We start from the raw sequence: 11,216 nt of genomic DNA, 5'->3' as shown, positions 1-11,216 counted from the left end.
GTATGGGCATCGCTGCTTCCGATCATGCCGAACTTGTAGGGATTGGCTCCGAGATCGCGCTCGAGCTTGAGGCCGTTCTTCAGAGCCGAACGGGCGTACTCGAACTCGAGCATCTCCCTCGTCTTCGCGACGCTCGCGTCGAGGTTCCCTTTGTCCCAAGTCTCGAAGTCGGCGAACTCATCGTTGGGTGAGAGGAAAGGGTGAGCCTCGCCGTCGCCCTTGGTCTGGGTGGCCTCATAGAGCCTTTCCCACTTCGCCCGCGTCTCGGCATACTCGCGATCGAGGCTCTTGCCGAAGGCTTCGACGATGGGAAACATCTCGCCGTTGCTCAGGTTGCCATTGTGAGCGATGGCGAGAACGCTCCCGCCGGTCTTCTGTTCGTAGGCATCCATCCATTTCCAGAGATCGACGGGATTGTCGCTGCCGTGCGGGGGATAGACGGTAAAGGGTTCGACCTGGCTGGCCTTGTCGCCGTTATCGCGAAAGATGACGTTCCGATGGAGGTTGTTTCCACCGGTGTTCGACGTCCACTCGTAGCCGATGAAAGCCGTGAAACGACCAGGGTCGTTGAACTCTTCCGCGGCCGCGATGGTCTCCTGCCAGGCTCCACGGTAAGCCCGGGTACCGGGGAAGTACATCAGGTCCTGGGGAAATGTGCCGTGGGAGAACGAGACGATGATCTCGATCGCGGCCTCCTGGCCCTTTCCCGCCTGGATCATGTCGTACCATTTGCGACCGGTCGGATTGGCCAGCACTTCCGGTTTGCCGGCAAAGAGGTCGGGAAAGAAGCCCATGTTGTCCGAATGGTCGGCGACGACGAGGAAGTCGAGCGGACGGGAGAGCTTCACTGGCTGATTCGTGGAGGCGGTGACCTCTTCGCCACGCGCGAAACGATAGGCGTCGCGAGGGCTCAAGCGGGCGCCGAACGCGCCCGCGTCCATCGAGAACCCGGTGTGGAGGTGGGTGTCACCGAAATACGGACGGGTGGGATAGTTCCGTCCCGCATAGGGCGAGTAGGGCGGCTTGGGGAAGACGCGCTCGGCCGGTGTTCCCGGGATTTGCGCGAACGAAGGAGGCGCGAGGCCCGAGAGGAGAAGAGCAGCGAGCGCCACGGGGGTGGTGTTTCGGAAAATCATTCTTTGGGTCCTTTCTTCTTGGTCTCGACGTCAGTTCGCGACGAAGTGGAAGACCGGCATTTCTACGGGGCCAGCTTCTGGTAGTTGCTGTTCTCGACCCGAACCTCGAGGTGGTCTTTCGGAATCGAGAGCACGGTCGACGCGGGGTAGCTCGTGCCGTCCGGCAGCGACTGGAGGGTCACGGCGAGCGTAACCTTGTTCTCGGGCTTGTCGAGCCAGGTGTCGACGCTGATTTGCTGCATCGATTTCGACGCCGAGTCGAGAGTGAGCGTCAAGGCGTCCCCACCTTTTTCGTAGTCCGCAAATCGGATCGCGGTCGCTGCCCCACCTGGAGTGAGCGAGAGCTTTCCGGCGGCGATGACCGCCTGGATCTTCTCCGGCGAGGGCGGGACATAACTCTGGACGAGGGCCGCGGCGGCTTCGAGCTCCTCCTTCATCTCACCCGTCTTCTTCGCGATGATCCTCCCTTTGAGGCCGCGCTGCTTCTTGGGCGGCGGAAGTGGGTCGGTGAGCTCGGTCTTCTGCACCGTACCGTCCGGTCCGTATTGGCACGATTCGATTTTCGTGTTCTTCACCTCGCCTTTGACGCTGAGCTCGGTCTTCGTGATCCAGGAATAGGACCGCAGCGCCTGCTGGTTTTGTGCCGCGGCCTCTTTGGCGGCGGCTGCCTTCTGCTGGAGCTCCGGACTTTGGAGCGCCACGGCAATGGCGCCAAAAGCCGACAACGTAGTTGCTGCAAATCCGACGCGTCTCATCTGCTCTCCTTGTTCGTTGCGAGCCTTTGTCGGCGGACGCTCCGAAGTCCTTGTGTTTCAAAGCCGTCCACCCGAGTCACGCGTCCCTGGCCCAGCCGCGTTATCATGGACCCGAAAAGGCATGGCTGAACTGAAGCGGATCGTCCACAGAGACCCCGAGATTCTTGGCGGAACCCCTGTGTTCGTGGGAACCAGAGTCCCGGTAAAGATCCTCTTCGACTACCTCGAGGCTGGAGACAGCCTCGAAGTATTTCTCCAAGAATTCCCCTCCGTAACGCGCGAACAGGCAGTGGCCGCCCTCGAGCTTGCCAAAGAGCTCGTTGCTTCCGATGCGCATTCTGCTTGACGAATCTCTGCCTCGGAAACTTGCCTTGGAGATTTCCGGACACGAGGTTTAGACTGTACAGAACGAGGGTTGGGCAGGTTTGAAGAATGGCGAGCTTCTCCGTCGTGCCGGTGGTAGCTTCGACGTGCTGATAACCGGCGATCGAAACATCGAGTTCCAGCAGAATCTGAGCACGTTGCCGATCGCTGTCGTGGTGCTGATCGCGAAGAATAACCGTATCGAGACCCTTCGTCCCCTGATCCCGAAGATTCTTGCCGTTCTTGAGAGGATCCAGCCAGGTCAGCTCTTTCGGGTGCAGGAACAAGGGTACTCCGTTTCCTGATCGGCCTTTCATCACGACAATCGCGGCGAAAGCTGTCATCGGTGCCTCCTAGCTTTGTTTAGCACATAGCCCGTCAGTGGTCGCGCGCGGCACGGAGTGCGTTCCGGGCGGCTCTTGGAAGGGGATCCAGGCGATGGCCATCATCCCTATCTAAGAATCGCTGGCTATTTCTCTCGCGCGATTTTCGTGAGACGGACGGGCTCGACACCCAGGCTCTCGATCTCGAGCTGTTTCTTCTCCTCGTCGAAGTTGAGCTTCACCGCCATGAACAGGGTGCCCTGACCTTTCTCTTTGCCGTCTTCGCCTTTTTGGAGCTCCATGACGATTCCCGAAACCTCGTACTCCGTAGATCGACCGCTTCTCACCGCCTCGGCCATGCCGATATTGCGATCCGTCACGAGAACGACGACGCGCTTTCCGTCAGGCTGGGAAAACTGGTAGGCGTAATGGAGTCGCACGCTCGGCCAGCCCCGCATGCCTCTTCCAGCCTGAGTGCGAGTCCAACCCGTCTCTTTCTGCTTGCGCAGGAGATCCACCGTCTTCTCCTGCCCATTCTGGATGAGGGACTCGACGAGCGCTTGGCGCTCCTCGTCGGTGCTCCAGCGACTGATGTGGATATCCAGGACCCCGGTCATCCCTGGGCCCATGGCCACACCGAAAGCCCGGTAGCTCTCGTCGATTTTCTCTTGTTCTTCCTGCGCGTATCCGACAGCTGCGCAGAGACCAATGACGATCAAGGAATCAATGGCACTACGAAACGACATTATTATCTCCTCTCTAAGAAAAACATCCTGATGCGCGTGCGACGTTTCTTCGGCGAGGATCGTGGCAGGCGCGAGGGCGCACGAAGTCGCAAGAACCCAGACCAATCGGATCGGAGCCTTTTGCTTTGGCGATGCGATCAGGGGCACGACGGCAAGGCCTTGAGCGGCGCTCATTCCGACGTACACAATACTCCGTTATTCAGTGAAGACCTTTGGAGGAGTGCGATGCCTACCAAAATTTGCGGGGGATTAATGTGACCCGGAATACCAACCCGGAACGATCCGGCGTTCCAAAACGACACCCGGCCTACACCTGCCGAAAGCCAACGCTCTGTTAAGTCATAGAGAACAAGTTGTTTAGGCCGTATGGTACGGTTGGAATACCATTTGCAGTTGCTCCCTTGAAGGAGCTTATTATGATACGCCTTCGAACTCATGACCACGACGGGTTCTCGTTAATTGAGGTGCTGGTCGCGATGTTAGTTACGTTGATTGTAATGGCCTCAGTCTTTGCGCTCCTGCAAAAGGGCCAGAGAAGCTTCCGGAGAGAGCCTCAGGTGACCGACATGACCGCCAGCGCGCGCGCCGGCGTCGATTGGATCAGCCGGGACCTGGCCATCGCGGGGTTCGCCGCGCCACCGAATATAGCCATCATGTGGTTCGACGGGGGCGGCCCGGCGACCGCACCCAATCCGGATGAGCTCACGATCGTCTACTCCGATCCCGAGGTTCCCTGGTGCCGGCCAAAACCCTGTGGGTCCGGCGGCGGGGGTGGCCAGGGCAAAGGCGGTCAGGGCAAGGGCGGTCAGGGTGGCGGAGGAGGAGGACCCTGCAACACCATCGGGATGTCCTCAGTGCTAAACGTCGATCCTGACAGCTTTTCCTACCCTCCGGGTGACTTCGAGCAGGTTTATCACGACGGGCAGATGCTCATGGCGATTCAGGGTCCCAATGGAGACCCAGCTTGCGACAACGTGGCCCCGGGCATCTACCCGTTCGAGCTCACGAGCGATCCGAAATGCACGGGTGCGGGCGGTGCGAATAGCGGTCCCGAAGGCTGCGCCACGCTGCAATTGAGCCATAACCCTCAAGGAGAGATGGACATCAACGTGCCCGGCGGGTTTCAGCGCCAGGTGTCCGCCGACTGTGCCATCATCGGCTGGTTCCACATGGTCCAGTACCGGGTCAACCCCTTGCCCCCGACACCCAATCCCGCGCTCGAGCGTCGGGACATCATCCTCGGGGAGCCCTGGACTCCGGTCTCGAACAACATCGAGAACCTCCAGGTGCAGTACGCGCAGGGAGTAAGCGAGCTTTTCGAAGACGAGCCCGCGCTCGTTCCCCTTGGTGGGGATCCCAACACTTGGATCACGCAAGTCCGCTTCACCGTGACCGGACGGAGCGAGAGCACGAATTTGGAGGGTGGGACCCGAGGCGTCTTCGACCCCAATGACACCCACATCCGGCGCAGCTTCACGACGACGATGAGCCTGAGAAACCAGCTCATGCAGGCGTCGAATATGGGGATTGCCTGGAACTGATTGGCCCCGGCAGGAGGAGAGTCCGGGTTGACCTCGCTGCCGTCTTCGCATTACAAATCGACGCACCTTGGCCGACACGGTGTCGTGGGCGTCGCGCGCGAGATCGCGTGCCGGTGCGAGTGCGATCCTTGTGCTCGCCGGTCTCTCGTGGGCGGCCATCTCGGTGCTGGACCCGCTCCATCCTCGAGGCGCCATCGGGGGCCCGCTGCTTGTACTGTCCGCTTTGCTCTGGCGGGTGCTCCGAGGCCGGGACCCGAAGCTCACCGCCTTTGCTGCCATATTGTCGGTCGGCTACGGTCTCGCGGCGTCGATTCCGCTCGAGTTTCGAGCCGATTCTCGCTCGTACTTCATGTATCTCCGCTCGTTGAGCTTCGATCGGGATCTCGACTTTCGTAACGATCGGGACGCCCTCACCGGCTCATCGTCTCCCAACCCCGAAGAAGCGAGGAGGAACGTCTTTTCGATAGGCCCGGCGGTGCTCTGGAGTCCGTTCTATGCTGCCGCGCATGCGTACGTCGTTCTGGCATCGAAACTCGGCCGCGGTTCCCACGCGGCGGACGGATATAGCGTGCCCTATCGCCGGGCGACGGCTCTCGGGACGGTCACGGTGGTGGTGATCGGGGCGATTCTGCTGGCCTCGACGCTCACAGCTTTTCTTGGACCCAAAGTGGCGTCGCTCTCTGTCCTGGGGGCGATTTTCGCCTCGCCGGTTCTCTACTACGCGTTCTATCTGCCGTCGATGGCGCACGGGGTGGCTTTTGGCGTGGCTTCGGCTCTGCTCTGGGCATGGGATCGGGCACGCTCGAATCCCTCTCTCGGATCGTGGATCGTTCTCGGCGGGACGCTCGGACTATTGATGCTTTGCCGCTGGCAGGGAGCGGTTTACGGAATCCTGGTGCTACTGCTCGCGGTCGAGGGAATCCGCCGCAAGGCCGTGAGGCCCACGTGGGTGCTTGCCGCCGCCGCGGCCGCCGTCCTCGCCTTCGGCCCTCAGGCCATCGTGTGGAAGCTCCAGTTCGACCGCTGGCTTCTGATTCCCCAGGGCAGAGGATTCCTGGACATTTCCTCGCCCAGTTGGGCGCGGACTCTATTCTCCGCCAACCATGGCTTCTTCAACTGGACCCCTTTGATGCTCGTGGGTCTCATCGGGCTCGCCCTCGGTGTGCGAAAGAATCCCCTGCTTTGCGGAGCGGGTCTTCTCGTGTTCGTGGCGACGGTTTGGGTGAATGGGAGCGTTCCCCTCTACGACTTTGCCGCAGGCGATGCCTATGGTGCGCGAAGGTACTCCCTGGTCGTGCCGCTCTTGGCACTAGGTCTCGGCTACGGGATCGAAGCCTATCGCGCCGTGGCGCGACGAGCCCCCCTTCTCGCTCCCGCCGTCGCCATCTTGCTCGCGGGCTTGTGGAACGTCGGATTCGTCTCCCAGTTTCGCGCCCGAAAGTACCGGGAGATGGCGCCGCTCGAGCGTCTCGCGCGGGACCAGGCACGCAGTCTTCGACTGGCGGCGCAAGACGTCTTGGGAGGGCTCGCAGGGAAGCGAGGGAGGGCATTCGCCTACGACGTGTTCTCCGCGGAGTACTTCTACACGAGCTTCAATCGGCACGGCGGAATCGATCTGCGCTCCGCCGATGAGACATTCTTGATGCACGGATGGCATACGCCGAGTCGTCGCACGTCGAGGCGGCCCTTTCGCCGTGCCTTGCACCCCGAAGCCTGCGTTCGCATCCCGCTGTTCGAGCCGTTTCCCCTGCGCATTACCGTAACCGCCCGGGCGCCTGCGGGGCTGGATCATCAATCGATGTCCGTCGCGGTGAATGGCAACGCGGTGGCGGCAGCGACTCTGACCCATCAGTGGCGAGAAGTTCGCTTCATCGTTCCCGAGGACCAGCTCGTTCACGGAGAGAACGCTTTGTGCCTGGGGTTCACGAACGCGCTTCCGGAAGAGAACGGGCGGCGCGTTGCCGCTCACGTCGAGCGGATCCAGCTGCCGTAGTCGCGCTCGACCCTGCATCGGTTAGCCGCGCGCGAGCCTCGCGTCGCGAGCCTTCTTTCGACGTCACTGGGCGGCCTTGCGAACGAAGATATCGCCGTTGAACGTGGTGAAGGACATTTCCGGCCCTCCGCCGTTCACCGTTCCGTGGAACGTCCGGTCGACTTTTACGCGGTAGCTGCCGCCGCGCCCCCGGGAGTCCTCGACCTCCAGGCGGCTCACCGTTGGATCGGACGCGATCTCGAAGTCGCTGTAGATCTCCCCCTGGTCCGACTTCAGGACCAACCGCGCCTTCAAATCGGGAGGAAACGTCACGTCGACGTCACCGTTCAAGGAGCTGAACGACATCGATTTCCCCGGCTCTACCTCGACGAAAGTCACAATGAGATCCTCGTTCAAGGCATGAGCCACCACGGATCCCGAGACTCCGGTAAGCGTCACACCCCCGTTGATGTTGTTCACCTCGATCTCGCCTTCGACCTGCTCAACGCGGATGTCGCCGTCGTTCACGCACTTCAGGACGAGGGACGTCTGGAAGGGAACCCGGATCGTGAGGTCGATGGTCCGATCATGGGAGCTCGCGCTCACCTTCATGACGTTCCCGTCTTCTTCCACGGTGAGGCCGGTGGCCACGCTGGGAACGAGGCGGAGTCCATCCGCACGATCTGAAGCCGTTGCCGGACGGTCTTGCCTCACCCGGGCCTCGACGATCACCTCGCCTCCAGAGTAGCCGGTTACGGTGATTCCTCCGCTGGTCAAGCCGACGCGGACGATACCCGGCCGGCCGGGGTCGCTGAACTCCACGTTTACGCGGTCGGCCGGTGACTCCTGGGCGCTCGAAGCGGCCGCGGCCGTCCACAAAACGATCGTTAGTCTCGACACTCTGCTCCACATCATCGTCACTCCGATTCTGGTCATCTTCTACCCGCGAGCCCTCTCTTGAGGACCCGAATGTCACCGTTGAAGGCATCGAGCTCGATGGGCGGACCACCCGCACCGACCTGGAGTCCGTAGTAGCCGCTGCTCTCGTAGACCTTTTTGCCGTGGCGTTGAGCGAGATCGATCGGGGGAAGCTCGCGAAGATAGGTAGTCGGGAAGTCCGTATACAAGTCGCCGTTGAATGTCTTGACCATGAGCCGTGCCGACAGGTCGGCCTCGAAAACGGCGCTCACGTCGCCGTTCAGAGATCCGAAATAGGATGCCGCGGCCGGGTTCTCGGCGAACACGACGCTCACGTCACCGTTCACCGCATAGGCGCGCCCCGAGCCGGAAGCGTTCGTGATGGAGATCCCGCCGTTGACGTTCTTCACGTCGAAGATCCCGGAGACGGCATCGACTCGAATCTCTCCGTCGTTTATCGTCTTCAGGACCAGATTCGTATGGCGGGGGACCCGGAGGGCAAAGCCGAAGGTGACCTCGTAGCCGTAGTCTTCCGGGCCGCGATAGCGGTTCGAGCCGTCGCCGCGGCGAAACGGCCCGTCGACATAGAGCCTCAACCGATTCTCCTCTTGGGACACCAGCAGCTTGACTTGCTGCTGAGCCAGGTCCAATCGCTCCTGGGAGCGGGCGCGAAAGCTTTCCCGGACGGCGAGCTGGACTGAAGCGCCGTCGTAGCCGACCAACTCGATCGAGCCTTGCACGTTGTCGATCTCGATTTCCGGGGGCCCCGAGGCGTCGAAGTCGAAGGTCCTCTGGAATGTCCCGGTCTTCTCGTGTGGAAATTCCGTTGGTGGGAGCCCGAGGACGAAAGCGAGCACAGTGACGCTCAGCATGAATCCCTCCATCAGCCGATTTGACCTACGCCCCAGCGGGCGCGCTCGCGCACGGCTGGATGAAGCTCGGGCTTCGCCGTGAGGGTGCGCAGGAGCTCGAGGGAGCTCCGGTCGCCCAGCCTCACCATGAGATCGATGAGCGCGATTTGAACGAGGGGAGACTCCTGCTCGGGGAGGGAGCGAAGGAGTGAATCCCGCACGGGCTCGCGATCGGCGAATCGCATCAGCGCGTCGATGGCGGCGAGGCGCACGTTCACATTGGGATCGTGGTCCAGTGCGTCGATGAGCGCGTCGAGCACGTCCGGCTCGGGCTCGCTCAAGCGGTGGCTGAAGCTCACTCCGCGGAGCCTTTCCGACGACGAGGGTTGCCGGAGAAGGGAAAGGGCCACGAGATTTCTCAGGTCTCTCACTTCCGAGCTCAAAACGGCAAGCTCTCCGGCCTCTTCTGCGGCGACGGGGATGCGCCCAGCCGTCGTTTCCGCACCACCGCCGGTGAGCCGAGCTCCCAGAATGCCGCCGAGGGTGAGGAGAGCCAAAGCCGCCGCCAGCTGGTACCGAGGCTGCCGGGGAAAGAATGGCGAAAGCCGCCGGTCGATTCGGTCGAGTATCCTGGAGGTCCTTCGCTTTTGGCCGGCTCGATAGGCTTCGAGCATGACGTCGAAGCGGGCGCGAAGGCCGGGACCGGGCTCCTCCTCGGGAAGAGTGCCGAGCTGATACCACAGCAGCTTCAGGTCACGGGATTCCGCATCGCAGGCGAAACAGGCAGCCAGGTGGCCCTCGATCTCGGCCGATTCGACGGGCGTCGCGTCCCCTTGCCAGAGCGCGACCAGGCGCTCTCGTACCTCGTCACAGTTCATGTCCTTTCCTCCCCCGAACTCTCGAAAAACAGTTCTCTGAGCTCCTGAAGGGCGCGATAGACGCGCACTTTCACCGTTCCTGGGCTCACGCCCAGAATCGCGCCAATCTCGTCGTACTTGAGGTTCTGGTAACGGCTCAGCACCAGGACCTCCCGCTTGGGTTCCGCTAACCGCAACAGTGACTCCCTCAGGCGAACCAGCTCTTGCTGTTTCGAGAGCTCCTCGTCGGGGATAGGGCCGGGACCCGGTGGATCGTGGGCTAGACCGTCGAGTACCTCTTGGCACTGGTGCTTTCGCATCTGGTCGCGGCGCGCGTTGATCGCGATGCGATACATCCATCGGGTGAAAGGAATCCCCGCGCGGTAGGTGTGACGGTATTTGAGAATGCGGAAGAACACGTCCTGTACCAGGTCCTCGCTCGCGGTCCGGTTTCCGCTGACGCGGAAGAAGAAGCCGAATAGGGCTCGATGGTGACGCTCGAATAGGAGTCTGAGCTCGGAGACATCCGTCGTCACCGAGAGCATGATGTCGTCGTCGCTCCGGCCGTTGCCCGGCTTTTCGTCCTCTGACTCGCGGAATCTCAAGAGCCTGGCTCGCTTCAACTCCCGTCCCTTTTCGCCCTTCATGCGTACAAACTGCGCTCGAAGCGGAAGGTTACCGGGATTCGACAGAAAATTCCGTCGAGGCGGCTGCCAGAGGCTTTACGGAACCTCGGAGGGGGGCAATTCCGTTACCCCTCTTCGAGGTGACCTCGATGTCCTCGTTTGTGGGTCAAGTCCATCACCTGGGCCGAAAACTCGCTCAATCTCCGCTCTTCACGCTGGTCTCGGTCACCACCCTGGCGCTCGGCATAGGGGCTTCGTCCGCGATCTTCAGCGTCGTCCACGGGGTGCTGCTCAAACCGCTGCCCTTCGAAGAGCCCGAACGGCTCGTGGGTGTGTGGCACGAGGCTCCCGGGCTGGGATTCGATTTGCTGAACCAGTCACCGGCACTGCACTTCACCTACCGCGAGGAGAGTCGCGTGTTCGACGACGTCGGCATGTGGGACAACGATCAGGTGACGGTGACGGGAGTCGGCGAGCCGGAGCGGGTGCAGGCGATGATGGTGACCGATGGAACGCTCACGCTTCTGCGGGTCCATCCCGTTCTCGGACGGGTGTTCAACGCCGAAGACGATTCTCCCGCCGGTGCCGAGACGGTCGTCCTGGGCTACGGTTACTGGCAGAGGCGATTCGGTGCTGCTCCGGATGTCGTCGGCCGCACTTTGAGCGTCGAAGGACGACCGCGCGAGATCATCGGTGTTCTGCCCGCGGGCTTTCGATTTCTGCGCTGGGACCCGGAGCTCTTCCTTCCGTTCCGTTTCGACCGATCGCAGCTCTTCATCGGGAATTTCAGTTACCAGGGCATCGCCCGCCTCCACGAAGGGACGACGGTGGAGCAGGCAAACGCCGACGTGCTTCGTATGATCCCCATTGCGACCGAGAAATTCCCGTTTCCCAGCGGTCTGACGATGGGAATGTTGCAGGAGGCGCGATTCGGACCCAAGGTTCGGCCGCTCAAGCAGGACGTGGTCGGAGACGTCGGAACCACTTTGTGGGTTCTCATGGGAACCGTGGGTATCGTGCTGCTCATCGCCTGTGCCAACGTGGCGAATCTGTTTCTCGTGCGCGCCGAAGCTCGCCAGCGGGAACTGGCTCTGAGGACGGCGCTCGGCGCGGACCGCACTCGCGTTG

General features: G+C 61.7%; 12 protein-coding genes. 5 read left to right on the top strand and 7 right to left on the bottom strand.

Going from position 1 to position 11,216, the window contains the following annotated elements; genetic code table 11:
* A partial coding sequence (locus VEK15_02110; protein HXV59459.1) for a DUF3604 domain-containing protein occupies nt 1-1,136 on the bottom strand: 1,136 nt, incomplete at its 3' end.
* Nucleotides 1,137-1,198: 62 nt separating this feature from the next.
* The gene (locus VEK15_02105; protein ID HXV59458.1) at nt 1,199-1,891 is read right to left on the bottom strand and encodes a hypothetical protein; all 693 of its coding nucleotides are present in this window, start codon (nt 1,889-1,891) and stop codon (nt 1,199-1,201) included.
* A gap of 121 nt (nt 1,892-2,012) precedes the next feature.
* Between VEK15_02105 and VEK15_02100 the strand changes: the two genes are divergently transcribed.
* Both VEK15_02100 and VEK15_02095 read left to right on the top strand, forming a co-directional pair.
* Nucleotides 2,013-2,237, top strand: a complete 225-nt coding sequence (locus tag VEK15_02100) for a DUF433 domain-containing protein (GenBank protein ID HXV59457.1) — start codon at nt 2,013-2,015, stop codon at nt 2,235-2,237.
* Between the two features lie 79 nt (nt 2,238-2,316).
* Complete coding sequence (locus VEK15_02095) at nt 2,317-2,559, top strand: hypothetical protein (protein ID HXV59456.1); 243 nt, start codon at nt 2,317-2,319, stop codon at nt 2,557-2,559.
* 164 nt (nt 2,560-2,723) lie between these two features.
* Here VEK15_02095 and VEK15_02090 read toward each other — a convergent pair whose 3' ends face one another.
* Nucleotides 2,724-3,323: a hypothetical protein gene (locus tag VEK15_02090; protein ID HXV59455.1), complete on the bottom strand. Its 600-nt coding sequence runs from the start codon at nt 3,321-3,323 to the stop codon at nt 2,724-2,726.
* A 416-nt stretch (nt 3,324-3,739) separates the two neighbouring features.
* Here VEK15_02090 and VEK15_02085 point away from each other — a divergent pair, with 416 nt between their 5' ends.
* Together VEK15_02085 and VEK15_02080 are read left to right on the top strand one after the other, a co-directional pair.
* Nucleotides 3,740-4,864, top strand: coding sequence for a prepilin-type N-terminal cleavage/methylation domain-containing protein (locus VEK15_02085; protein ID HXV59454.1), 1,125 nt, complete (start codon nt 3,740-3,742; stop codon nt 4,862-4,864).
* Nucleotides 4,865-4,931: 67 nt separating this feature from the next.
* On the top strand, nt 4,932-6,857 hold the full coding sequence (locus VEK15_02080) for a hypothetical protein (protein ID HXV59453.1): 1,926 nt from the start codon (nt 4,932-4,934) through the stop codon (nt 6,855-6,857).
* Between the two features lie 63 nt (nt 6,858-6,920).
* On the opposite strand, the gene VEK15_02075 is transcribed toward VEK15_02080, so the two are convergent.
* From VEK15_02075 to VEK15_02060, 4 genes are read right to left on the bottom strand one after another with little or no spacing between them, the layout of a single operon-like run.
* Nucleotides 6,921-7,772, bottom strand: a complete 852-nt coding sequence (locus VEK15_02075) for a hypothetical protein (GenBank protein ID HXV59452.1) — start codon at nt 7,770-7,772, stop codon at nt 6,921-6,923.
* Nucleotides 7,769-8,626 carry a hypothetical protein gene (locus tag VEK15_02070; protein ID HXV59451.1) on the bottom strand — a complete coding sequence of 286 codons (858 nt, stop codon included), beginning with the start codon at nt 8,624-8,626 and terminating at the stop codon, nt 7,769-7,771. The genes VEK15_02075 and VEK15_02070 overlap by 4 nt, the downstream gene beginning before the upstream one ends.
* A gap of 11 nt (nt 8,627-8,637) precedes the next feature.
* Entirely contained in the window at nt 8,638-9,483 is an 846-nt protein-coding gene (locus VEK15_02065; protein HXV59450.1) for a zf-HC2 domain-containing protein, read from the bottom strand.
* A complete protein-coding gene (locus VEK15_02060; GenBank protein HXV59449.1) occupies nt 9,480-10,109 on the bottom strand; it encodes an RNA polymerase sigma factor in 630 nt (209 codons plus the stop codon). Before VEK15_02060 ends, VEK15_02065 begins: the two co-directional genes overlap by 4 nt.
* 128 nt (nt 10,110-10,237) lie before the next feature.
* Between VEK15_02060 and VEK15_02055 the strand changes: the two genes are divergently transcribed.
* A partial coding sequence (locus VEK15_02055; GenBank protein HXV59448.1) for an ABC transporter permease occupies nt 10,238-11,216 on the top strand: 979 nt, incomplete at its 3' end.

The sequence above is a fragment of the Vicinamibacteria bacterium genome (assembly GCA_035620555.1).
In the GTDB taxonomy this organism is placed as follows: Bacteria; Acidobacteriota; Vicinamibacteria; order Marinacidobacterales; family SMYC01; genus DASPGQ01.
Note: the sequence above shows the minus strand (reverse complement) of the source record. Positions and strands in the feature narration are given on the sequence as shown.